The sequence below is a fragment of the uncultured Dialister sp. genome (genome assembly GCA_900314595.1).
Classification (GTDB): Bacteria; Bacillota; Negativicutes; order Veillonellales; family Dialisteraceae; genus Dialister.
Genome location: OMVW01000002.1, coordinates 54,657 through 78,503 on the forward strand (window position 1 = coordinate 54,657; position 23,847 = coordinate 78,503).

The 23,847-nt window shown below is 43.1% G+C and carries 20 protein-coding genes; 19 read left to right on the top strand and 1 reads right to left on the bottom strand.

Going from position 1 to position 23,847, the window contains the following annotated elements; genetic code table 11:
- The first annotated feature begins 16 nt into the window (after nt 1-16).
- The 13 genes from QZN42_RS01225 (at nt 17) to QZN42_RS01285 (ending at nt 16,717) form a co-directional block, all read left to right on the top strand.
- A complete protein-coding gene (locus QZN42_RS01225) occupies nt 17-1,498 on the top strand; it encodes a TolC family protein (RefSeq protein ID WP_296953875.1) in 1,482 nt (493 codons plus the stop codon).
- A 72-nt stretch (nt 1,499-1,570) separates the two neighbouring features.
- Complete coding sequence (locus QZN42_RS01230; RefSeq protein ID WP_296953877.1) at nt 1,571-5,947, top strand: translocation/assembly module TamB domain-containing protein; 4,377 nt, start codon at nt 1,571-1,573, stop codon at nt 5,945-5,947.
- 9 nt (nt 5,948-5,956) lie between these two features.
- Nucleotides 5,957-6,574 (top strand): sigma-70 family RNA polymerase sigma factor, encoded by a 618-nt coding sequence (locus tag QZN42_RS01235; protein WP_296953879.1) that lies wholly within the window; start codon nt 5,957-5,959, stop codon nt 6,572-6,574.
- A gap of 167 nt (nt 6,575-6,741) precedes the next feature.
- Nucleotides 6,742-7,299, top strand: a complete 558-nt coding sequence (locus tag QZN42_RS01240; RefSeq protein ID WP_296953881.1) for a hypothetical protein — start codon at nt 6,742-6,744, stop codon at nt 7,297-7,299.
- Nucleotides 7,300-7,357: 58 nt separating this feature from the next.
- Nucleotides 7,358-9,403 (top strand): outer membrane protein assembly factor, encoded by a 2,046-nt coding sequence (locus QZN42_RS01245; protein ID WP_296953883.1) that lies wholly within the window; start codon nt 7,358-7,360, stop codon nt 9,401-9,403.
- A gap of 16 nt (nt 9,404-9,419) precedes the next feature.
- On the top strand, nt 9,420-10,709 hold the full coding sequence (locus QZN42_RS01250) for a Tat pathway signal sequence (RefSeq protein WP_296953885.1): 1,290 nt from the start codon (nt 9,420-9,422) through the stop codon (nt 10,707-10,709).
- 16 nt (nt 10,710-10,725) lie between these two features.
- A complete protein-coding gene (locus QZN42_RS01255; protein ID WP_296953886.1) occupies nt 10,726-11,241 on the top strand; it encodes an OmpH family outer membrane protein in 516 nt (171 codons plus the stop codon).
- 14 nt (nt 11,242-11,255) lie between these two features.
- Nucleotides 11,256-12,218 carry a hypothetical protein gene (locus QZN42_RS01260; protein WP_296953888.1) on the top strand — a complete coding sequence of 321 codons (963 nt, stop codon included), beginning with the start codon at nt 11,256-11,258 and terminating at the stop codon, nt 12,216-12,218.
- Nucleotides 12,211-12,669 (top strand): OmpH family outer membrane protein, encoded by a 459-nt coding sequence (locus QZN42_RS01265; protein WP_296953890.1) that lies wholly within the window; start codon nt 12,211-12,213, stop codon nt 12,667-12,669. The genes QZN42_RS01260 and QZN42_RS01265 overlap by 8 nt, the downstream gene beginning before the upstream one ends.
- 8 nt (nt 12,670-12,677) lie before the next feature.
- Nucleotides 12,678-13,700, top strand: a complete 1,023-nt coding sequence (lpxD, locus tag QZN42_RS01270) for a UDP-3-O-(3-hydroxymyristoyl)glucosamine N-acyltransferase (RefSeq protein ID WP_296953892.1) — start codon at nt 12,678-12,680, stop codon at nt 13,698-13,700.
- A 128-nt stretch (nt 13,701-13,828) separates the two neighbouring features.
- The gene (locus QZN42_RS01275) at nt 13,829-14,749 is read left to right on the top strand and encodes a lysophospholipid acyltransferase family protein (RefSeq protein WP_296953894.1); all 921 of its coding nucleotides are present in this window, start codon (nt 13,829-13,831) and stop codon (nt 14,747-14,749) included.
- Nucleotides 14,730-15,467, top strand: coding sequence for an alpha/beta fold hydrolase (locus QZN42_RS01280; protein ID WP_296953895.1), 738 nt, complete (start codon nt 14,730-14,732; stop codon nt 15,465-15,467). Before QZN42_RS01275 ends, QZN42_RS01280 begins: the two co-directional genes overlap by 20 nt.
- A gap of 53 nt (nt 15,468-15,520) precedes the next feature.
- Nucleotides 15,521-16,717, top strand: coding sequence for an MFS transporter (locus QZN42_RS01285; protein ID WP_296953898.1), 1,197 nt, complete (start codon nt 15,521-15,523; stop codon nt 16,715-16,717).
- Nucleotides 16,718-16,782: 65 nt separating this feature from the next.
- Here QZN42_RS01285 and QZN42_RS01290 read toward each other — a convergent pair whose 3' ends face one another.
- Nucleotides 16,783-17,673 carry a fumarylacetoacetate hydrolase family protein gene (locus QZN42_RS01290; protein ID WP_296953899.1) on the bottom strand — a complete coding sequence of 297 codons (891 nt, stop codon included), beginning with the start codon at nt 17,671-17,673 and terminating at the stop codon, nt 16,783-16,785.
- Between the two features lie 190 nt (nt 17,674-17,863).
- Here QZN42_RS01290 and QZN42_RS01295 point away from each other — a divergent pair, with 190 nt between their 5' ends.
- From QZN42_RS01295 to QZN42_RS01320, 6 genes are all read left to right on the top strand, one after another.
- Entirely contained in the window at nt 17,864-19,549 is a 1,686-nt protein-coding gene (locus QZN42_RS01295) for a glutamine--tRNA ligase/YqeY domain fusion protein (RefSeq protein WP_296953902.1), read from the top strand.
- 2 nt (nt 19,550-19,551) lie between these two features.
- Nucleotides 19,552-20,241 carry a hypothetical protein gene (locus QZN42_RS01300; RefSeq protein ID WP_296953903.1) on the top strand — a complete coding sequence of 230 codons (690 nt, stop codon included), beginning with the start codon at nt 19,552-19,554 and terminating at the stop codon, nt 20,239-20,241.
- Nucleotides 20,242-20,334: 93 nt separating this feature from the next.
- Nucleotides 20,335-20,763, top strand: a complete 429-nt coding sequence (locus QZN42_RS01305) for a flavodoxin (RefSeq protein WP_296953905.1) — start codon at nt 20,335-20,337, stop codon at nt 20,761-20,763.
- A 69-nt stretch (nt 20,764-20,832) separates the two neighbouring features.
- Nucleotides 20,833-21,270: a flavodoxin domain-containing protein gene (locus QZN42_RS01310; RefSeq protein ID WP_296953907.1), complete on the top strand. Its 438-nt coding sequence runs from the start codon at nt 20,833-20,835 to the stop codon at nt 21,268-21,270.
- A gap of 67 nt (nt 21,271-21,337) precedes the next feature.
- Nucleotides 21,338-22,534 (top strand): pyridoxal phosphate-dependent aminotransferase, encoded by a 1,197-nt coding sequence (locus QZN42_RS01315; protein WP_296954026.1) that lies wholly within the window; start codon nt 21,338-21,340, stop codon nt 22,532-22,534.
- A 168-nt stretch (nt 22,535-22,702) separates the two neighbouring features.
- Nucleotides 22,703-23,821, top strand: coding sequence for a hypothetical protein (locus tag QZN42_RS01320; RefSeq protein WP_296953908.1), 1,119 nt, complete (start codon nt 22,703-22,705; stop codon nt 23,819-23,821).
- Nucleotides 23,822-23,847: the final 26 nt, after the last annotated feature.

The window sequence follows — 23,847 nt, forward strand, 5'->3', positions numbered from 1 at the left end:
GAAGGGATGAATTTTTATGAATAAATACACCTGCCGTATTTTGGCGGCATCCATTGTCATTGCTCTCTCCTGCGGGATGATGGGTGTAGAGGCAAAAGGTTCAAAAACAAGGATTACTACAGATCCGGTGTTGACGGAAAAAGCGCTGGCTGCTCAAATGGATCAGGTCAGCACTGATAAAAATGTCAATTTTAATAATATGCTTCTCCAGAAAAATATCTCCGATTCCCTTGGTGAAGTTGCTGCACCGGAAGCTTCCAGCCTGGATATTGATCTGAAAGGTGCGGTTGTTACTTCTATTCAGAACAATCGAGACATCACAATTGCTGACTTGCAGAGAAAAGAAGCTGAATCTGATGTGAGAAAAGCAGCAGCGGCTAAAAATCCACAAATCGGTTACAGCTGGAGCGGTAATCAGTTTAAAACAGTTTATAATCCGGCAACTGGTCGTTCTACTAACCGTTCCTATAATCAGGGCGTAAATGTTTCTATGCCAATCTGGACTGGCGGAAATATAGAAGGTGCTATTAATCAGGCTAGATATGCAAAGAATATTTCTGATTTGGAATACTACAAAACGGAAGCGGATACCAAATTATCAGCCGTGGAAGCTTACTATAAGTATCTGGAAACTATTAAACTGGCAGGTGTGCAGGCTGAATCGGTCAGCGATTATGCCAGCCATCTGAATAATGTACAGCAGCAGTTTGATGCAGGTATCGTGGCAAAACTTGATGTGTTGACTTCCAATGTTTCTTTGGCAAATGCGAAACAGAAGAGCATTGCTGCTGATAATGCAAGAGATTTGGCCGAAGCGAATTTGAATAATATTATGCGTATTCCTATGAATACGAAACTGAATCCCCTTGACAAAGATTTCCCGGAACCGGAGTTTGACCTGACTCTGGAACAGGCTATTGCTATGGCGGAGAAATACCGCTGGGAACTGATTGAATCTGACTATAATGTTCGTATTGCGAAAGAAGCTCTTCGCATTGCAAGATCCGGCTATATGCCCACGATTTCCGTAGGTGGCGGATACAGCTGGGATGAAGCTGCTTTATCAAAAATAGATAAAGATGATTGGGCTTTACTGGGCAAAATCAGCTGGAGCATCTGGGATGGTGGTTCTACTGATGCGGCAATCAAGAAAGCCAATGAGGAAATCAAGGTGGCTCAGGAACAACTGTTGCAGGCAAGAGAGGGTGTAGAGCTTGAGGTCCGTCAGGATTATCTGAATATCCTTTCTGCCAAGGAACAAATTCGTGCTACTGAAGCAGCTGTTGCGCAGGCAGAAGAAGCTTACAAGATTGCTACCGTCCGTTACAGCAGCGGTGTAGGTATCAACCTGGATGTGCTGGATGCTGAGTTACAGCTCAATACGGCAAGAACGAACTATATTACTGCTCTTTATGATTACAATATCGGTCTGGCAACTCTGGAACACGCCATGGGGATTCCGGCAGTGATTCATCCTGAATTTGCCAACGCAAAATAAGTGAAATGATTGTGTGAAATCATTTCACCCAATCATTTTCAAAAAACTGGGGAGATTATTTTGAAGCATAGTATGAAATGGTGGATAAACACCATAGCGGCTGCCATTTTTATGGTGCTCGTCGTGATTTATCTGCTAATCCGGCCTATTATCGTGCAGAATCTGGAACCTGTACTGGCTGAAAAGCTGGGAGACAGGGTGAATGGTACCCTGTCCTGGTCTTCCATCGATCTGGACCCAAACCTGGATCTTTCTTTTGCCTATCTGGAACTGAAAGATGAAAAGGGGGAGGATGTTTTAAAGACACCCTCATTGACCGTAGGCTGGTCCATGTCTTCTCTATATAATTATCTCCTTCACGATGACGGTATCGCTACTGTTATTCGTGATGTAACTATTGAAAAGCCGGAACTTTCTCTTTCCCAGAAGGCCGATGGAACCTGGAATATCAGTGATATCCTTAAACCTTCTGATGATTCCGACAGTGGGAAGTTTACGGGAAAGGTCATCATTACAAAGGGAAGGGCCCTGATAAAGACAAATGAAGCTGGTCAGTTCGACTTCACAAAGGTGGAGGGCACTTTTGCCTGGGATAAGGATGCCCATATTGATGGCAGTCTAACGGGAGCCATCTTTGACAGCTCTTTTGATGGCAGGCTGAAATATACTGACAGCAATAATCTGGAAGTGAATATAAAGACAGATCCGATTCCATTGAAATCCCTGCAGCCGCTTATTGAAAAACTGCCGCAGTTTCAGAAAAAGCTGACACCGCAGGATGGGACGGGAAGCATAACGGAAGCCAAAATCTGGAAAAGCGACGGGATCGTCGTTTACCGGATGACCGGCTCTTTTAATCATGCTGCTCTTGGCTATGAAAATTACATTCTGGCTGATGGAGCGGCTTTTTTTAATATTGAAAATAACAGGGCAGATGTCACAAAAATTTCCGGAACGGTGAATGGGCAGAAAATCAGCGGTGAGGTCCATGTGGATCTTGCCGGAGAGGATACTCCTTTTTGGGGCACTGCTGCTTTATCCAAAGTTGATATAGCAAAAGTTGTCCCGGATTATGAAGCAAAAGGGATTGTGACAGGGGATCTTTCTTTCTCCGGAACAAAGGAACATCCATCTGTCAGTGGCGATATTTCCATTGTCGATGGAGCCTATGAAAATCTTTCAGTGGAAAAAGGAAAAGTATCTTTTTCCTATGATGATGGTTCCATCACTATACCGTATCTGGAAGCAGATGCCGCAGGAGGGCATATTCTTGGTCATGGCAGCTATAGCATGGATGCCGGATTGTTTTCGATTCAGGCCTTTGTCGATCACGTTTCTATGGATCAAATCCCTGCAGGACAGGTTTTGAATGGACTTGTGAGCGGTTATTGCCAGGCAGAAGGTTCCTATAAAGATGGTATCCTCAATCTAGTCAGGGCGTCAGCCAACGGGGAAGCACTGAATTTGGATTTTAACGGTCTGTCGGCAGGAAATCTACGGGGATTTGGCAATTATCGGAATGGGAACTGGGATGGAACCCTGAATGGTCAGAATATTTCTTATAAAGGGGTATTCCTGAATAATATAGCGGCATCCATTTCTGAAAAAGACGGTGTTATAGATATTCCTTATGCCAGCGGAATCAGCGGTAATGGCGCATTCTTTGCCACCGGTTCTTATGGCGGGGATCTGATGAATATAAATGTGGACGCATCAGATATTGATATGTCCATGTTTACGCAACTGACCGATGAAGATATAGCCGGTATTGCATCGTTCAAAGGTAATATTTCCGGGACACTGGATCAGCCGGATGGAAATGGTACTATCAGGGCCAGAAATGGCCATTTCCGCAAAGCGGCTTTTGATACTGTTGATGGAAGTATGGCTCTTCATGATGGAAAACTGAACATTCCTTTATTAAATGTGGCTGGGGCCTCTGGAAATCATGAATTCAGCGGTACCATAGATATCCACAACTATGATATGAATATAAAAGTAAAGACTGATAAAGCAAGGATAGAAAATCTTCTATCCATAGCTGGGCTGGATTATCCTGTGACTGGCTGGATTTCAAATGAACTTACGGTCACCGGAAAACCGGAGAACCCGAAAGTTCAGGGAGATTTTCATGCCTGGAGCGGTTCGGTCATGGGGGAATTATTCCAGAGTATTTCCGGTCAGTATGGTTATGATAATAAAAAATTTGATTTGAAGAACTGCATGGGCTATATGTATGATGGGGTAATCGTAATAAACGGTGGTGCAGAAGAGAACAATCTGAATCTCACTGTTTCCATGACGGATATTGATATTGAGCGTGTGCTGCCTGACAAAGGCGTAAAAGGCAAAATTACACTTAACGGTCTCGTTAAGGGGAATTTTGACAGCCCTGATTTTGATGGTACGGCATCATCCCGGGAAATTACGATTGCCGGAAATACGATTCGGAATGTTTCTACCGGTGTCCATTATAAAGATCAGATTGTAACTGTTGATGAAGGCTCTTTCCATCAGAAGAAAGGAACTTTCCTCTGGAAGGGAAGTTACAATCTCTCCAGTGATGCATTGAATGGTTATCTGGATTTCAATGGCTGGAACATCCGGGATATTATGGCCTTCTTTGGGCGACCTGATGAATCTGTGGACGGACTTGTTGAAGGCGGTATGAAAATCAGTGGCACAAGAGATTCGCCTAATGTTAATTTCAGGGCCCATATTCTTGGTGGTCATTTAGGAAATACTGCTCTTGGAGAAGGAAATATTGATTTCTCTTATATGAATGGGGCGCTTTCTATTCGTCAGTTTTCAATACCCGTGGGTGATGGTATCCTTGCGGCTAAGGGATCCATGAATAGCAGGGGGGATCTTGATATCCAGGCTGCAGCCCGAAATATGGATATTTCCTGGATTCCTCAAGTGATTGGAAGGAAAGATATTTCAATAGGTGGTAATCTGACTGCGGCTGTTTTCCTTTCCGGAAATAAATCAGCTCCGGAAGCAGATGTTTCCGTTGGTCTTGATCATCCGAAATATGGGGATATAGCTTTTGACAGCATGTCTCTTATGGCCAATGCCTCGAATAATGTGATCACTATACAGAATGCTCTGATTTCCAGAGATGCTTACAGGGCCAGTATGAAAGGAACCATGCCGGGGAATATCTTTACCGGCAGTGAAACTGACAAGGCTGTCCCCCTGGATCTGGATATCAATCTGGACGAAGCGGATCTCAATATGCTTGCTCTTTTCTTCAAACCGGTTACGTCGGCCAGCGGTCCTATTCAGGGACATTTAAAGGTGGCCGGCAGTTATAAAGACCCGTTTCTACTTGGTGGTGTGAGCGTAAAAGATGGCGAATTTACGCTGCTGACGCTGAATGAAGTTGTGAAACCGGTCAATATGAATATGGAATTTAATGGAAATTCAGCTCATGTAGAAAGCAGTGCTTCTATAGGTAATGGCGCTGTTACCGCTAATGGAACGGTTTCCTGGGATCATATGAAGATTTCCCAATATAATGGAGATTTCCATATTCATCTACCTGCTCTGGATTCCCAGTATTATAAAGGGAAAGTAGATGGAGACTTTACTTTGGGCGAAATTGCGGGACTGGAGAGACCGGGAATTGACGGGAATCTGAAGATTCAGGATGCGGTAATAGATGTTCCTTTAGCACTACTTAGTGATTCCGATACAACCCCATTGGATATACTGACACGTATCAATATCCAGGTTGGAAATAATGTGCGCCTTTATAATTCGGCTCTTTATGATCTTCTTGTGAGAGGAAATATTTCCATGATGGGGCCGCTTTCGGAACCTGTCATGGCTGGACGGGTTAATGTAGAGAAAGGTACTGTCAAAATCAATACTTCAGAATTCAAAGTAGATACGGCCAATGCCATCTGGGGGGGTGAGCCGGGGTCTTTCCTTCCTGTTGTTCACGCCAAAGCATTTACTAAAGTTGGTCATTATTCCATTACAGCTGAACTGGATGGTCTTCCCGGTGAAATGAAGACCACTTTCCACAGTGAACCGGCATTGAATGATTCCCAGATTCTTATGCTTCTTGTTTTTCACCAGAATCCGAAATCTGATAACGATGGAGCTATGGAAGGCGCACTTTTCAATGCGGGACTCACTATGCTTTTGGGGAACGGGGTACAAGATTTTATGAAAGATAAGATAGGACTTGATCTGATTTCCATAACTTCCAGCCTGACCGATTATTATGACAATGAAAAGGATAACAATGACAGTTATTATTATCTGAAAATCGGAAAGTATCTTTTTAATGATTTTATGCTTACTGCAACTATGGGGATGAACAATAATGAGACAAGTTATGGCGCTCATTATGATTTGAACTCGCGAACTGGCATTTCCACGTGGTATAATAATAAACATGACAGTTATATTGGGATTGATTGGAGTTTTAAATTCTAGGAGAGGTACATGCTGGAAGAATATATGGCTTCTCTTTCTGCAATTCATAAGCTTGGCAGGAAGGAAGAAGCCGACCTGTGGAAACAGTATAAAAAGTCTGGGCTGATTGAAGCAAGACAGTCTCTTATTGAACATTACCAGCCTCTTGTCTTCGGTGAGGCAATGAAATATTCTCTTCAAGAAGCAGTGACACTGGACCTGATTCAGGAGGGGACTGTGGGATTGATGGAAGCTGTCGAAAGGTATAATCCTGATACTGGAGTGGCTTTTTCCCTGTATGCTCTTCATCGGGTTCGTGGGAGAATGATTGATTTTCTGCAGAAGAATGGCAGAGAACTCCTGCTGGAGGATGGTCAGGAAGAACAAATCTTCTTTTCCAAAGCTGGGCCGGATACGGCTTTTGAAACAGCTGATAGAAATTCGCTCCATATGAAAGTCAGTCAGGCTGTTGACCGCCTTCCTGTGAGAGAACAAGATGTAATTAGGAGTGTCTATCTCAAGGAACAGACTGCCCAGGAAACTGCGGATGCTTTGGATGTCAGCACAGCCTATGTTTACAGGTTGGAAAAAAGAGGAATTAGGCGGCTGAGAGGGATGCTATCCCGGGTGATTCATGACAGAAAATGATTCTACATTGTGTATTCATTTGAATTTAAAAGATAATTGATGAAAATAGAAGAATTATGTGGTTAACGACTGTTCATTTATACTTCTCTTTTTCTGATTATGTAATAATAAAGAAATCACTATGCTCTTTTTGATACGGGCAAAATTCCTTATTATTGGGAGGTATCATGTCAGGAGATAAGATCAAACGGGTCCGGGCAGTAAGAAAATGGCTTGAAAAAGCCGAAAATTCTTATTCCAGCCACAGGGAAATAACAGGTGAAATAAACTTGATCATGGCACAGGCGGAAATGCAGCGGCTTCATGAGACAAGAAAAGAGTCCTCGACCAGACGCTGGGGCTTGAGGATTGTTGCTATGATTGCTGCCTTTGGCATATTTCTGGGAATCAATGCGTTCTGGAATTTACTTAATTCTCCTGTTGAGCCACAACAGAAACCTGTCCAGATTGTTATTAATGAAGTGACTTCGGCAGAGCCATCTGAGACAATATCTAATTTAGATAAAACAGAGGTGGTCTTGAAGGAGAAAGACAGCTCAAATGTTTATTCTCGCGAGGTATCGTCTGAAAACTTACGGGCGGCAGCTTATTCTGAGCCTGTACAGATACGGACAAAGGAGCAGGCTGCAGTTCCATCCCGCTATGTACCTGCACCAGCCTTATCAGATAAAGAAATTCAAAGTGTTGTTGGAGAGGCAGGAAGGGCCCTACGTGGTCAGGCTTGACTTTTAATAAATAAAATTAAGCAGAAGTAAATGCTACTCAAAAATTAGGGAGGATTTTATGATTACTTTTGAAAACAAAAAGGCTCTTATCCTGGCAGCAATTTTTACAGCGGTTAGTGGTGCAGGAGCATTGGCCGATAGTCCGGATATGACATCAGGGCAGGGAAACATGTCTCAGAGTGATATGATCAGCGTAAAGAACGGTCAGGCTGTTGGAACATCCGGTCAGATTTCTGATGAAACTGAAGCTAAAGTGGAAGATTCTTCACTTCAGGTTCAGCAGTCCCAGCAGACCGTGGCTGTCGGAGATGCATCTTTATATTTAACAAAAGCTGATGACGAAGCTATTGAAGCACAAGTAGGAAAGACGATTACTTCTGTTGATTTCTCAGGAATTCCCGAATCAGTTAAACCGAAACTTGCTCCATTGCTTCAGAGCAAGCCTGGTATAAAGATTAGTGAAGAAGGGATTCGCAATGATGTGGCATCTCTTGGATCTACCGGGGTCTTCGCCCAGATTACTCCCGCATTCAATACTGTTAAGGAAGGTGTGGATGTCATATACCAGCTCGTTTCCAATCCGGTTGTTCATGATGTCGACTTTTCAGGGAATACCGTTTTTACCGGAGATTATCTGAAGTCTATCATGAATATTCCACAGGACAGCGTGCTTAATTTTGTTCTTGTTAACCAAAAGTTAAAGGAAATTGAAAATCTCTATCTTAAGCAGGGATATATGCTGGTTTCCATTCCTAATGTTCAGGTTTCTCCTGATGGGATTCTTCATGTCAACATTTCGGAAGGTACCGTCGAAGATATAGTCCTTGTAGGTAATGAGAAGACAAAAGATAAGGTCATTACACGTGAACTAAAACTCAAAAAAGGACAGCCATTTAATAAGTTCCTTGCCAGCAGGAGTATGGAAAGATTATACAACCTGGGTTATTTTGAAGATGTAAATATGAAACTTCTCCCAGGTAAGGAGAATGAGCATAATGTCATTATTGAAATTGACGTTATCGAACAAAAAACAGGTGTTGTAACGGTTGGTGCAGGTTACTCCGATTCTGATGGTACCGTTGGTATTATTGAACTTGGCGATACAAACTTCCGTGGAACTGGCGATAAAGTTAATTTCCATTGGGAATTTGGCGGTGCCGGTGATGGCAAGAACTATACGATTTCTTACACCAGACCCTGGATCAATTCCAATGGCGACTCCCTGGGTGCATCCATTTTCAACCGTATCTACACCTACGATGATTATGATGCCAAAGGTCATGAAATTGCTGAATACGACAAGAGAAGAAAAGGCTGGAATCTTACCTGGGGTCATGTAAGCAGCGAATACCGTACCAACTATTTCAATTTTGAATCATCCAAGGAATCCTATGATGATCATGATGGATTTGAATGGGGCGGAGCAGCGGAAGGCAAATTTAATAATGCAGAAAAGTATGGCTATACTGCAACAACGGATTCTGATGGTAATACTGTTTCTGCTCGTGAAAATATGAAAAAAGCCTGGCGGAAGGCTATTGATGATAACTTCGGAACCACAAACAGCTTTACTTTCACGCATGTATTTGATAATCGTGATAATTACTTCAACGCGAGCCGTGGCAGACGTATTTCTTTCGCCCTCCAGTATGGCGGCCATGGACTTGGCGGGGATTATGATTTCTATAAATTCACCACAGAAGGCCGCTTCTATAAGGGGCTGGGCAATGGACACATCCTTGCGCTGCGCTTGATGGGTGGCTATATAGATGGAGACGTGGCATATGGCAACCTCTTTGATCTTGGTGGCTCCAATACACTTCGCGGCTATGAAGATGATCAGTTCAAAGGCAAGAAGATGTATGCGGCTACGCTGGAATATCGTTTCCCAATTGCCAAGAAAGTTCAGGGTGTACTCTTTACCGATGTCGGCAGTACCTGGGATATTGATGATGGTAAGATTCCGTGGTATGATGACGATGATTCTATAAATTGGTCCGTAGGTGTCGGCCTTCGTCTCCAGACCCCAATCGGACCTATTCGCCTTGATTATGGTCATGGTGATCAGAACAAGTTCCATTTTAGCTTTGGTACACAGTTCTGATTGAGAGAGGAGGAACATGATTTCTTCCTTGAAAAGGAGTATGCTTGGGGCAGGCCTATTTCTGATGACGGGAGTTTTTTCTGGAAGTGTTAGTGCTGCCTCTATTCAGAATGTGGATGTCCATCTTTCCGTAACTGATGGAAATGTTCCGCCAGTTGTGGCAAAACGGATTGTATCAAGTATATCTTCCATCGGAAATCGTATACTTATCGGAAAAGAGGAAAATCTTTTTCGCCTGAACAGTGCCGAATACAATAAAGTGATTGCTGATATCATCAATCGTGTTGTTATTGGTTATGTAGTTTCAGACCTTTCCGTGGATTATGGTAGCAATACGTCTATCAATGTGTCCCTTCAACCGGTTGGCAGAATGATTCGACATGTGAATACAGAAATCGATTATGGAAATCTTTCAGGAGATGCAGAACGGTATATTAAAGCGGAAACTGCGGAAGTACCGGTTCTTATGAATAATCTTTTGATTGGGCTTCCTGTTGATTCCGTAGGATGGGCGGAAAGTGTTTCCCAGTCGGCAGGTCGGGATCTTCTTAAGCAGATCCTTCCGGAATTTCAGGCTAATTTTGAGGTTCTCTCAGGTGAAGATACGAAAGTAAAGATTTACTTGATTCCTCAAGGAAATATTATCAGGTCCACCAGGCTTACACTGGAAAAATCTACCGTACCTCGGCTCCTTATGCTGAGGGCGGTGGATGAAACGGAAACTGCTCTTAAGAATCTGGAAGGTCTTCCCGTCGGCTTTGTAAGCAGGAATCAGGGAAAAATTGCTTCTGAACTCAATGGAATCCTGAGCAAAGATTTCTTTGTTGAGAAATATGGCATTGAAACAAGGTCAAGGCTGATTCCGGGAGAAAAAACGGAACTTGTAGTTGATGCCCTGACAGACCACTGGATTATCCGGACGGAAGCCTGGCTTGATGCCGGCCGTGACGGAGACCGCAATACTACGATTGAGGGCATGCTCGGTCATTTTGTGGGTGGAAACAATGTGGTATTCGGAGAGGCCCGTTTTTATCCCGGACCGGTGGACTGGGATGTATATGGGGGATTTTACCATCATTTCCGGGGTCTTATGGATCTCGGCTACAAATATAATTTTATCGAGAATAGTAATCATGTCTTCGGAATAGTTCCCATTGGGAGTAAATTTTCGCTCCGTTATGAGCGGGATTTTAAAGATGACGAGAATGAATTTGGTCTTTCCTATAAAGTTCATAATTATATGACTCTTGAATATGTGTATAATGATGAAGATGGAAAATGGCTGCGACTTGTAGCCAATTTATAAAGGAGTGATTTAAATCATGATGACAACTCTTGGAAACAAGAAGAATGTTAAGATTTTCTCTTTCGCCCTGGCGGGAGTATTTATTGCATCCGTAGCTGTGATGGCGGTTGTATCCATGGGGGATACGGCCAGTGCTGCGCCAACTACGGATATTGGCGTAGTTGATCAGAGAGAAGTGATTTCCTCCAATGGACAGCTTGCCATTGATTATCAGACCAAAATGAAGCAGACTGCTGAAGAAATGCAGAAAGATTTTGATGCAAAATCTGCAGGCATGTCCGATGCGGATAAGGAAAAGCTTTTTGCTGATATGCAGCAGCAGTTTAACCAGAAGCGGACTGCTATTGAAAAGGATATGGAAGATCAGGTAACTGGGGCAGTAAAATCTGTAGCCTCCAAAAAGGGTCTTTCTCTGGTAGTTGATAAATCTGCAGTCATTTATGGTGGTACCGATATTACCAGAGAAGTGTCTGAAGCGTTGAATAAATCTGTTTCCTCTGCACAGTCTGTGGCAGCTTCCCAGAGTAAGTAACAGGAGTGGTTACCATGCGTTCCGGCTCTTTTGCCCGAATAGCTGCAACTGCGATGATTGTTTTTACTTTTGTCTTTTCCGGCTGTGGACCCAGGAAAGAGGAAACTCCTCCGCCTGCTGTCCAATATGGTGTGGCAGACCTGGAGACAATGGTGAAAGCACATCCCCAGTACAGCAGCTACTTCAAATTGCAAACTGAATATAACCAGTTACTGGAACAATACCGGAATGAACGGAATCGATTGATTCAGGCCGCCTCTCAGCAGAAAAGAATCAATGCGGCTTTGTCCGATCAGACACGGCGTCTGGCAGCAGAAAATGAACTGAAAGCCAGGGTAAAAGCTAAAGAAGATGAATTGAATGATGGTCTTAAGAAGCTTTACTCTGATATCTCTAAAAATCATGCTGCATCTTCCTCTTTAAATGTGGAAACGCTGACACCGGAAGAAAGGGCGGAAATGGCCAATCTTCAAATGAAGCTTACGATTCTTGGTGTAACAGGGGAAGAAAAAGAAAAGATTAAGGATAGACTTCATTTCCTGATGGAGCTTCGGGCGTCCCGTGAAAAAGCTGATATGACTGGCTGGACAGCAGACGAGGTTAAGCGGATGAAAAATGCTAAGGAGAAGGCTGAATCTGAACTTACCGAATTCTCTCGTGTTACTGCCGAAGACATTAAAAAGCGGCTGGCATCTGACAATAAAGCCCATTTGGACCCAATTGAACAGAGCTTTGATGCGGGTAATCAGGAATGGAATAGGGCCTGGCAGTCCCGTATCGATTCCAAACAGAAACAGATGGCCGATTTGAAAAAACAGATTATGGCTGATATAGAGAAGGAGGCGGCGCGTGTCGCTTCTGATAAGCAGCTTGCTATGATTTTTGTAAAGTATAAAGCTAATATTAACGCGACCGATGTAACCGGAGATATGGTTAATCGGATTGTAAATATAAAGCAGGAGGAAATAAATGGATAAGGCTGTGTTGAAAAAGATAGCCTGCGTGGGATTACTTGCTTTTGCAGCTGTATTTTCCGGCTGTGGCAGTGAACATAAAGTAGCAGTTATTGATTATCAGAAAATTGAATCCCAATCTCCTAAAATCAAGGCAATACAGAAGGAGATTACTGACAAGGATAAAGAAATCAGTGCCCGTCTGGCAGAGGATTCAAAAAAGGGTCTTTCTGATGAGGAAATGCAGAAAAAAGTACAATCTGCACAACAGGAAAGAATGATTTTCATTCAGAGCAAGCAGAAACAAATTGAATCAATGATTCAGTCCCATTGCAGCTCCATTGCAAAAGAAAAGAATCTTGGAATCGTTATGAATAAAATGGCTGTACCGAGTGGGGCAGTCGATATTACAGATGAAGTTCTGGCTAAAATGGATGGAGGATCATCCAAAGCAGCTTCTTCAGCAACCAAGTGAGGAAGATTATGAAAAAATCAGCAGGCGAATTGGCTCAAATTGTAAGCGGTACGCTTTACGGAGATGAATCGGTTCTTATTGATGATGTGCGCAGTGCAGAAAGTGCAGGCCCCTCTCATATTACCTTTGCCCGTGGCGTCTATGCCGAGCACATAGAAGAAATACAGGCCGGCGTTATTTTGGTGGATGAGCTTCCAGCCCATTATACTAAAAATTTGATTGTGGTTCCTGACTGCCGCCGTTCTTTTGGAGAGCTGGTTGAACTTTTTCATCCGGAAAACCATATTAAACCCGGGATTCACCCGACTGCTGTAGTAAGCGATACCGCTGAAATCGGACAGGATGTTTGTGTGATGGCTTATGCAGTCATTGATGATGGAGCCATGATTGGTAATAGAACTATTATTTATCCTTATACTTATATTGGGAAAAACGCTCATATAGGAGAGGATTGTGAAATTAACCCCGGTTGTGTCATTCATGAAAATACAGAAGTCGGTAATCGTGTCGTTTTACGGGCACATGCGGTTATCGGTGGTCAAGGTTTTGGATTTTCTACAGATGATAAAGGGCATCATCATCATATACGTCAATTAGGAAAAGCTGTTATCGGTGATGACTGCGAAATCGGAGCAGGTTCTACTATAGATAATGGTGCCTTGAATGATACGGTAGTAGGCAGAGGAACCAAAATTGATAACCTTGTCCATCTTGGTCATAATGTTCAAGTTGGTGAAGACTGTTTTATTTGTGCACAGACTGGCGTAGCAGGCAGCACAACTATTGGCAGCCATTGTATTCTTGCGGGCCAAGCGGGGGTTAATGGACATATAAGCATCACAGACCATGTTGTCCTTGGCGGGAAAGCAGGTGTTATTGGTTCCATTAAGGAACCTGGAGTATATATTGGCTATCCTGCAAGGACTCATGCCCAGTGGGGAAGGGTTGAAGTAGCTGTATCTCATCTTCCTGAATTGATGAAGAAGATGCGCCTTCTGGAAAAGAAACTGGCAGCACTGGAGAAAAAATGAAACTTTTATGACTTGCGTATTTCGCCTTGTCTTAATTTTGAAATGTATTGAAAGGAAGATGCAGGGTCCTCTATCCTCGGATTTGGACAGGGCCTTGTATTTTCTTTTATTTTTCAATGAGGTTTTCCATGAGCGCTACTTACAGATTACTCAAAATGCTTGGATGGATTGCCTGTCATTTGCCGCCGGGGTCGGCTGAATCCATGGGGCGGGGACTTGGTAAGTTTTTTTGGACTTTTGTTCCATCCAAAAGGAAAAAACTGGCGGTCAATAACATAATACGTGCCGGTATCACGGATGAAAAGGATAAAGCCATTGAGATTGCCAGGGCTTCTTCAGTTCGCTTTGGCCCTTTGGGAATTTCCATGTTCCGTTTCCCTCTTTTGACAAAAGATAACATCAGCACCTATGTAACTATCAGGGGAAGAGAAAAACTGGATGCTCTTGTAAAAGAGGGTAAAGGATGTGTATTGGCTGCCACTCATTGTGGAAATTGGGAAATAGAAGGAGCAGCACTGGCCTTGTATGGATATCCGCTTCTTTCTGTGGCCATGAAGCAAAAAAATAAGGGCTTTGATCGTTTCCTATGCGAATATCGTTCTATGCCCGGACAGGTAGTGGAATACAAGACCGGAGTCCGTGATATGCTCCGAAGGCTCAAAGAGGGGTATTTCGTGGGCCTTTTGTGTGACCAGGACCCTGGTGATACAGGTATACTTTCCGATTTTATGGGACAAAAAACGTTAACTGCTACTGGTCCTGCCCATTTTTCCCTGCTTACCCATCTTCCGGTTATGACTGCACTTATCCATCAAACTGGTCCCTGGCAGTATGAAATCATTATCGGGGATCCTATCACGGCTGATCCGGGATTGAAGAAGAAGGAAGCTATTCAGAATATTACCGATAAAATCAACAGGAGACTTGAGGCCTGGATTTATAAGTATCCGGAGGAATGGTTCTGGCTCCATAACCGGTGGAAATGGACGGACCATTTCTATCCGGAACTGAAAGGAGTACCTGTCGTTCATGATTCGGCTGAACATTGAAAAAACTTTTTGTAAAGATATTCCTGTCATCATTGTGCATCCATTTGGTGAAAGTCTTGGACCTGCTGTTTTCTATCATGGCTGGAGCAGCCGGGGAGAATACCAGCTTAGCAAAGCCGCTGTTCTTGCTGCTAACGGGTATACCGTATATCTGCCTGATGCCATCAATCATGGAATGCGTAACCAACTCTGTGATTACTACAAAGTCGAAGATTATCAGGTTTTCTGGGAAACCCTGTTTCAAAATGTAAATGAATTTCCAAAGCTTGTAGAATTTATCAGGAACAGGGAAACGGAAAAAATCGTTATTTGTGGTCATTCTATGGGCGGGATGACGGTTCTTGGAATCGCCAGTCGGTATGCTGATGATTTAAAAGCTGTTGTTTCATTCAATGGATCCGGAGACTGGCTCCTGACCCATCTCTTCATGCAGGCCAGGTTTGGCGTATACATGAAACGGGATTGGGAAATGTATGGGAAAATAGAAAATCAGTCTCCATTGGCCCATATAAAGGATATGACCGGAATTCCGATACTTCTGACGAATGGGGAAAGTGATACTTCCATCGACCCCAGAGCTCAGGCTCATTTTTATGAATCCTTAAAAGATGGGGGAGGATGTGTCGAACGTATTACATATCCCGGGTTGGGTCATTTTGTTACCACAAATATGCTGGATGATGCCATGAATTGGCTTGACAGTCTGAAATTAAAATAAATCCGGTTATTTAGTGTGCAGATGCATAAATCCATTTGATGAAAGGAGGAACTTTGGTTAGAAATAAAAGTATCATCATTCTGGTAGCCAGCATGTTCCTCGTTTCTTCAGGATATACCATGGTTATTCCTTTTCTGCCCTTATATCTGGGGCAGCTTGGTGTACCTTCTGAAGAACTGTCTCTTTGGACAGGATTTGTTTTTTCGATTTGTTTCTTCATTGCGGCAGTTATGGGTCCGCTTTGGGGGAAACTGGCCGATACGGACGGTAAAAAGAAAATGGCTGTCCGAGCTGCTATTTTATTGGGATTTTCATATTTATTCTGCGGCCTGTGCCAGAATCAGTATCATCTGCTTGCTGCTCGCGCTTTTCAGGGATTTGCCAATGGTTTTGTGGCGGCTGCCATGGCAATTATTTCAGACAATGCGGAGCCGGGAAAACTTGGCGTTACTCTCGGAATGGCCCAAACTTCACTTGTGGTCGGAGGCATCCTGGGGCCTCTCATGGGTGGGGCTTTATCGCATGCAATAGGGATGAGGAATACATTTTTCCTGTCAGCAGCTTTTCTGTGGGCTGTGGCCCTGACAGTCATATTTTTTGTTTCTGAAATTAAAAAGGGACTTCCTCCAGAGATGAGGAAGTCCACATCCATTAGTCAGGACCTGATTTATGCCTGGGAAAACCATGATCTCCGTGGACTTCTTTTCATTACATGCCTGCTTCAGACAACGATTCTGATGATCCAGCCGGTAACAGCTATTTATGTAGGAAATATTATGAATCATTCCGGAAATATCGAACTGGCGGCAGGAATCATTATGTCGAGCGGTGGAATTGCCGGTGCCCTGACTACGACTCTCTGGGGTAAGTTTGGCCAGTCCAAAGGTTACTATCGTGCTATATTTGTAACTCTTGGGGCTGCTGGCGTATTGACTATAATCCAGTCTTTTCCAAATACTATCTGGGGATTCGGGCTTTGCCAGTTTCTGGTGGGCTGCTTTGTAATTGGCGTCAATCCTTCCCTCAATGCGGCACTTGTAAAATATTCCCCCTCTGATTTCAGAGGAAGGATTTTTGGACTTTCCAATATGGCTCAGCAATTTGGGAACATGACCGGTCCCCTGGTGTCTGCAGCGGTTTCCATGTCCCTGGGAATATGGGAAGTTTATGTTTTTGCAGGAATGATTCAACTCTCGGCTGCGTGTGTCATCTATTTTAAACGGGTGAGGTCTCCTCTGCAAAATAAATAATTTCATTCTTATAAAAAACAGACAAGCTATCCGGGATAAGCCTGTCTGTTTTTCTTTTGAGAAAATTATTTTACGGTATTGCGTAGAGTGCCGATTGGGTCGATTGTGATTTCGACTACATCTCCCTGCTGCAGGAACTTTGGAGGATTAAAGCCCATGCCCACACCCTGGGGAGTGCCGGTCGCTATGACATCTCCGGGAAGGAGAGTCATTCCATTGGAAAGGACTTCAATCAGTCTGGCAATCGGGAAAATAAGATCAGTAGTGGAACCTTCCTGACGAAGTTCACCATTCACTTTTGTATAAATTGTGAATGGTACTGGCCAATCTCCAATCATGACTGTCGGCCCCATGGGGCAGAAAGTGTCCAGACTTTTGCCGCGGAACCACTGGGAGTGTTTTTTCTGGAGGTCTCTTGCAGTTACATCGTTGACTATTGTATATCCATAAACATACTTCATAGCATCTTCGGCACTTACGTTGTAGCAGCGTTTTCCAATAATGACACCCAGTTCGCCTTCATAGTCTACCTGGCTGGTAGCATAGGGATGGCGGTCTATTTCTTCATCGGGACCAATAACAGAGGTCGTGGCCTTGGTAAAGAAAATGGGATTTTCCGGATTTTTAGCATTCACATTCTGATCAAATTCCTTAACATGGGCCTGATAGTTCTTGCCAACGCAGAGAATATTTCTCCGTGGATAAAAAGGAACTTCCAAACGTACCGTGCTGAGAGGGACGGGTTCAATGGATTTATCCGTCTCATTGAGCTCAAGTGCCTTTGCCAGATTAAGAAGGCCTTCTTCACCGGACTGTATGAATTCTTCCATTGTTTCTCCGAGGGGAATAAAGTATGTTTCTTCCAGTTCCTCAGCCGGATAGATAAACTTGCCGTCGGTGCTTAAAATACCCCACTGGCGCTGACCATTCTGATTATAAGATACGAGTCTCTGCATAATATACCTTCTTTCTTTAATGTTTACTGGTATTATACCATAAAGAAAGACTTGTCATATCTGATGAATATGAAGTATTTTTTTAATAATCAGTTCGGTGTATAATCCTATCTATGTCACATAAAATCGATAGAATTGTGGTATAATTAAAAAAAATAACTATGTGTTTTTATGAATGGAGGAAGATGAAATGGAAGAAAATAAAACGGCCGCTAATTTTATCGAAGCGGAAATCAATAAAGATATTGCCAATCATGTTTATTCCAATGACCGGGTGCTGACCCGGTTCCCGCCGGAACCAAATGGTTACCTGCATATAGGTCATGTGAAGAGTATCTGCCTGAATTTCGGGATTGGTGAAAAATATCATGGAGAAACTAACGTTCGTTTCGATGATACAAATCCGACCAAGGAAGACGTGGAATATGTAAACTCCATCCTTGATGATGTGAAATGGTTAGGATTCAAGTGGAAGGAACCCGTTCATTATGCTTCTGATTACTTCCCTGAACTTTACGAATTTGCGTGCAAGCTTATACGTATGGGGCTTGCCTATGTTGATGATCAGAGCAGCCAGGAAATTCATGATACCCGCGGGGATCTGGAACATCCGGGTAAGGAAAGTCCCTGGAGAAACCGTTCTGTAGAAGAGAACCTGAAGCTTTTCCAGGAAATGAAAGAAGGCAAGTACAAGGATGGTGAAAGATGTCTGCGTGCTAAAATTGATATGGCATCTCCGAACGTCGTTATGAGAGATCCGGTTATTTATCGTATACTTCACGCAACCCATCATCGGACGGGGGATACCTGGTGTATTTATCCGCTCTATGATTTTGCACATCCACTTTCTGATGCTCTTGAGGGAATTACTCATTCCATTTGTACTCTTGAATTTGAAGAAAGACGCCCTCTCTATAACTGGTGTCTGCAGGCCTATGAAGGCAAGGAAAAACCGAGACAGATTGAATTTGCCCGTCTGAACGTGACTACTATGATTACCAGTAAGAGAAAGCTGCGCAAGATGGTAGAAGCAGGACTGGTATCCGGTTGGGATGATCCTCGTATGCCTACGGTCAGCGGTATCCGCCGCAGAGGTTATACGCCAGAATCGCTCCGCCATTTCTGCGATCTGATCGGAGTAGCAAAAGCTGATAATATGGTAGATGTATCGCTCCTTGAATACTGCATCCGGGAAGATCTGAAGGCCAAAGCTCCCAGAATCATGACAGTTATTGATCCTGTCAAAGTTATTCTTACCAATTATCCAGAAGAGAAGATTGAGTATGTGACTATGGAGAATAATCCGGAAGTCGAATCCATGGGCAGCAGGCAGGTTCCATTCAGTAGAAATCTTTATATTGAAAAAGATGACTTTATGGAAACTCCTGTGAAGAAATTTTTCCGCATGACCCCGGGTAAGGAAGTCCGGCTGAAAGGCGCTTATATCGTCAAATGCGATGAAGTTATTAAAAATGAAGATGGAAGCATCAAAGAAATCCATTGCACTGTTGATTTTGATACCAGAAGTGGTACTCCGGGGGCCGATCGAAAAGTAAAAGGGACCCTGCACTGGGTATGCGCTGATAAAGCGGTGGATATTGACACACGGCTTTATGATTACCTGATTCCACCGGATGATACGGATGACGGCCGTGATTTTATGGAAAAAGTCAATACCCATTCTCTGGTTGTCATGCATAGCAAAGCTGAACCCGCAATTCTTGATTATAAGGTGGGGGATCGTTTCCAGTTCCTGCGGAAAGGTTACTTTATTATTGACAAAGATACCACAGAAGGTCATATAGTCTGCAACCGTATCGTGGGTCTTCGTGATTCCTGGGCAAAAATTCAGAAAAAGCAGAATAAGGAAAACTAAGCATGAAGCGGTCTACTGTAATTGGTATTTTAATGACTCTTGGATTAATGGCAAGTACCTGTGCTGTTCACGCAGCTGATGTGCTGACCTTGCAAGGCATTGGAACTATGTCGGTTCCCAAAAATATTTCTTTTGTAGAAGGTGTTCAAAGTGCCCTGCCTTTTCTCAGCGAAGGAGGGACGAAAAGGTATTTTATACGAAACGGTTTCACAAAGAGTCAGTATTTTACGATGACTTATAAGGATGGTCCGGATTTCTCTTACGGCTGGGCTATGTCCCATGAAATCGGGATTCCTTATCTCTTGGAAATTGGTGAAATCAGGCACAAAAATGATTCCGCAGAAGAGCAGATGGATGTGGTTGCAGCTTATCTGAACCAGAAACTTGCTGCAGATGGAGTTGTATTTACGGGGCCATCTCCGCTGGTCAAAGTCAAAGACAATAAATATCCCCGCTGGGAGGGGTCTTTTGTTAAAGAAACCAGGGAAAATGGTATCATTTATCGGGAAGCCTATGTAGTGGTCCTTCAAAGTGACGGATATTTCAATACTCTTGGAATCATTAATTCTGATGCAGATCGTTCAGATATTACGGACGCATTAAAGAAGATGATGGCAAAACGCAAATTCCCCAAACGATCAAGTGTAATGAATTTATCCAGCAGAGTTCCTTCCCTCACGGAATTTGAATAACCGGTGATTTTCAAATTGACAAGAGCCGATTGAATCAGTAAGATAAAGAAGTAAGCAAATTTTTAATTTTGCATTGATAGGAGGAAATTTTAAATGGCAAAGATTGCAATTGTATATTGGTCCGGTTCCGGTAATACGGAAGCTATGGCTCAGGCTGTAGAAGAAGGTGCAAAAGCTGCAGGAGCAGAAACTGAACTGAGCTTCGTCAGCGATACATCGGCTTCTGATGTAGCAGCATTTGATCACATCATTCTTGGCTGCCCGGCAATGGGAAATGAAGAACTGGAAGAATATGAATTTGAACCGTTCTTTGAAGAACTTCTCCCGCAGCTTGGCGGTAAAGTTGTTGCGATTTTTGGTTCCTATGCATGGAATCAGGGCGACTGGATTTTAAACTGGAAGAATCGTTTCGATGAAGCTGGAATTAAACTGGCTGCAGATCCGGTCAAAGCTTACAGCTATCCGGATGATGATGCACTGGAAGCATGCAAAGCTTTGGGCGAAACCGTGGCAAAGGCATAATTTAAAGCGGAAAAAGGGCGTTCTCTTCAGAGCGCTCCTTTTTTTACATGGAAAAAGGAGGGTTTCCATATGAGAAATAAAGTGGCAGTGGTTTATTACTCGGCAACAGGCAATACAGAAGCTATGGCAGAAGCTGTGGCAGTCGGTGCAAAAAGAACAGGTGCGGAAGTAATTCTGGCCCCGGTTTCCGATGTGGATCCTGTTGAAATCGGAAATACTTGTCACCATATCATACTTGGCTGTTCTGCCTGGGGCGTCGAAGTAATAGAAGAGACACAGATGCGGCCTTTCTGTGATAAGCTGAAGCCCTATCTGAAAGGTAAGATTATGGGGATTTTCGGCTCTTGTGGCTGGAGCCGAGGCGCATGGCTGAATTCCTGGTATAACGAACTTCATTTTGCCGGGGCTGTATTTCCCGCTCAGCCGCTTCTGGCTTATGGCTACCCGGATGAACCTTCACTGAAAAAATGCGAAGAACTTGGTGAAAAGGTGGCTTCTGCAAAATAAGAGCCATTCCGTTTCCCGGCATCACTGATGTGTATATTTTATATTCTGAAGTAGAGAGGATTTAATGATGGATTGGGACTCAAAAGTCGCATCAAATATCAAGGCAGTGGAATTTTCAGGTATCCGTAAATTCTTTGATCTAGCCAGCACAATGAAAGATGTCATTTCTCTTGGGGTGGGTGAACCTGATTATTCCGCACCGGATCCGGTGATTGAAGCCTGTATAGCTAGCCTGAAAAGAAAGGAGACATCATATACTTCCAATTGGGGCCTTCTTGAACTAAGAAAAGAAATCGGCAAACTCTTTGAAACCAGGTATGGTGTGAAATACAATCCGAATGATGAAATTATGGTGACGGTTGGGGTTTCTGAAGCTATCGGTGTTATCCTGACTGCCATATTGAATCCGGGTGATGAAGTCCTGATTCCGGATCCTGCCTATCTGGCATATCCGGCCTGCGTTTCCATCGCTCATGGGAAACCGGTATTGGTTCCGACTTTTGCTAAAGATGAATTCCGGTTGATTGTTGAGGAACTGGAAAAGAAGGTTACTCCCCGCACTAAAGCCATTCTTATCGGATATCCTAACAATCCAACGGGAACTGTTATGAACAGAGATTCCCTTATGAAAATCGCATCTTTTGCAGAAAAACATGATTTGATTGTTATCTCTGACGAAATCTATTGCGATTTAACTTACGAAGGGCAGCATACCTGTTTTGCATCTTTTCCCGGTATGCATGACAGGACTTTTGTCATGAACGGATTTTCTAAATCCTATGCCATGACAGGACTACGAGTTGGATATATCTGCGGACCTGCACAAATCATGCAGCAGGTATATAAGGTTCATCAGTATGAAATCCTCTGTACCAGTGTGACCAGCCAGTATGGTGCCATTGCCGCACTCAAATATTGTGATGATGATGTAAAAGCTATGTTCAGGGAATACAAAATCCGAAGAGATATTGTTTATGATGGTTTGTGCCAAATGGGACTTTCCGTAGTTAAGCCGCAGGGGGCGTTTTATATTTTTCCGGATATCAGCGTGACCGGTATGAATGATGAGGAATTTGCAGACCGGCTTTTAAAAGAGGAAAAGGTCGGGGTTGTACCTGGCAGTTGTTTTGGCCCGGGAGGGAAGAATCATATACGAATTTCTTACGCAGCAAGCCGGGAAAATCTTGTGGAAGCTTTGAAAAGAATGGCCCAATTTGTAAAAAAATACAAAAAATTGAATGATGCGGGACACCTGTTTCCTTAAAATATTGTCATTAAGGAATGGAGATTAATTATTCTTGGGTATAAGTCAAAATATTCCGATATAACGAGATGGTGCTGATCCTTTTGTGGACAGTGCCGTTTTCGGCTTGACAGATAATCATAGGACTAGCATAATAAGGATTATGTTCTGAAAAGAGAGGTGACTGCCATGAGATTCCAATTGAAAAATGTTTTGACAGTTTTAACCGTATTGGTTTTACTTCCGTACTGTTTCAAGTATGCCGGAGCTGAAGATCCTGCTGGGCATCATGAAGGTGATGGTTTTTCATTGAATGGCAGCTATTCAGGCAAGATGCAGGAAGAAGTTCTGAATGATGGCAATTCTCATCATAGTGATGAAAGAAAGGAGAATGCCCTGATCTCTTTTGATTTATCTCCATTAGGAGATAAAGATTTTGGCATTGGTGGAATCAGCCTCATGGATCCTTTGAAGCGAAGTATCGATTTAAAAGGACAGCCGGATTCCATAGTAAAAGGTCCTGTTATTGAAGAATATAGGTGGAAAGGGCTTGATATACGCCGATATAACCCATTCCTTTTAAAATATACCGGACGGGAAGATTTGCCTTCTGATTTCAATTCCATTAAAGCAGGAATTTCAGAAATCCGTTTGAATGATGGCGGTGAGCACACTTCCAGAAATATAGGGATAGGAAGCAGACGGGAAGACATACTTCGAAGTTATGGACCACCGAACCGGGTTTTTTGGAATGAAGTTCAGGGAAACCTTTATTTTATTTATGCTTTGGATAATCGGGAAATTGATTTTTCTTTAAAAGAAGGTAAAATTTCCGGAATTCACGTTCTATTTAACGATAAAAATGTTTCCGATTCGTTTTACGGGATTCTGCCGGAGAGGAAAAAATTAATTTCCGACAAGGATTTCTATATTGCCGGTTATAAGCCTGGAGACAGGTTTAATTCCCAAAATTCCGGTAACTGGGAAAAGAAAATTGCCAATCCCAAAGAGGAGATATGGTATTATGCCGGATATGCAGTTCGTATGTCAGCTAAAGGACAGGATATCTCATCTCTTCTGCTTACGGATGATCGTATGGTCACATCACGCGGTATAACATTGGGAGATGATATATCTACGGTGGAAGCCATTTATGGAACACCTCACCGTATGGAGATGGATATCTCCGGCAGCAGCCCGAAAACCACCTATATTTATTTTTCTTCCGGTAAAAATCGCATATTGATGTTTGGGTTTCTGAATAACAAAGTAGATGGTGTGATTAGTGCATTAAATCCAAAGAATTAGGACCGGATATTTTCGGGATAATTTTA

Coding starts and splice junctions, on each gene's coding strand:
- QZN42_RS01275 (WP_296953894.1), top strand. CDS start 13,829: ATGAGCGCTACTTACAGATTACTCAAAATGCTTGGATGGATTGCCTGT.
- QZN42_RS01260 (WP_296953888.1), top strand. CDS start 11,256: ATGCGTTCCGGCTCTTTTGCCCGAATAGCTGCAACTGCGATGATTGTT.
- QZN42_RS01280 (WP_296953895.1), top strand. CDS start 14,730: ATGATTCGGCTGAACATTGAAAAAACTTTTTGTAAAGATATTCCTGTC.
- QZN42_RS01240 (WP_296953881.1), top strand. CDS start 6,742: ATGTCAGGAGATAAGATCAAACGGGTCCGGGCAGTAAGAAAATGGCTT.
- QZN42_RS01255 (WP_296953886.1), top strand. CDS start 10,726: ATGATGACAACTCTTGGAAACAAGAAGAATGTTAAGATTTTCTCTTTC.
- QZN42_RS01245 (WP_296953883.1), top strand. CDS start 7,358: ATGATTACTTTTGAAAACAAAAAGGCTCTTATCCTGGCAGCAATTTTT.
- QZN42_RS01290 (WP_296953899.1), bottom strand. CDS start 17,673: ATGCAGAGACTCGTATCTTATAATCAGAATGGTCAGCGCCAGTGGGGT.
- QZN42_RS01300 (WP_296953903.1), top strand. CDS start 19,552: ATGAAGCGGTCTACTGTAATTGGTATTTTAATGACTCTTGGATTAATG.
- QZN42_RS01315 (WP_296954026.1), top strand. CDS start 21,338: ATGGATTGGGACTCAAAAGTCGCATCAAATATCAAGGCAGTGGAATTT.
- QZN42_RS01265 (WP_296953890.1), top strand. CDS start 12,211: ATGGATAAGGCTGTGTTGAAAAAGATAGCCTGCGTGGGATTACTTGCT.
- QZN42_RS01230 (WP_296953877.1), top strand. CDS start 1,571: ATGAAATGGTGGATAAACACCATAGCGGCTGCCATTTTTATGGTGCTC.
- QZN42_RS01310 (WP_296953907.1), top strand. CDS start 20,833: ATGAGAAATAAAGTGGCAGTGGTTTATTACTCGGCAACAGGCAATACA.
- QZN42_RS01295 (WP_296953902.1), top strand. CDS start 17,864: ATGGAAGAAAATAAAACGGCCGCTAATTTTATCGAAGCGGAAATCAAT.
- QZN42_RS01320 (WP_296953908.1), top strand. CDS start 22,703: ATGAGATTCCAATTGAAAAATGTTTTGACAGTTTTAACCGTATTGGTT.
- QZN42_RS01235 (WP_296953879.1), top strand. CDS start 5,957: ATGCTGGAAGAATATATGGCTTCTCTTTCTGCAATTCATAAGCTTGGC.
- QZN42_RS01305 (WP_296953905.1), top strand. CDS start 20,335: ATGGCAAAGATTGCAATTGTATATTGGTCCGGTTCCGGTAATACGGAA.
- lpxD (WP_296953892.1), top strand. CDS start 12,678: ATGAAAAAATCAGCAGGCGAATTGGCTCAAATTGTAAGCGGTACGCTT.
- QZN42_RS01225 (WP_296953875.1), top strand. CDS start 17: ATGAATAAATACACCTGCCGTATTTTGGCGGCATCCATTGTCATTGCT.
- QZN42_RS01250 (WP_296953885.1), top strand. CDS start 9,420: ATGATTTCTTCCTTGAAAAGGAGTATGCTTGGGGCAGGCCTATTTCTG.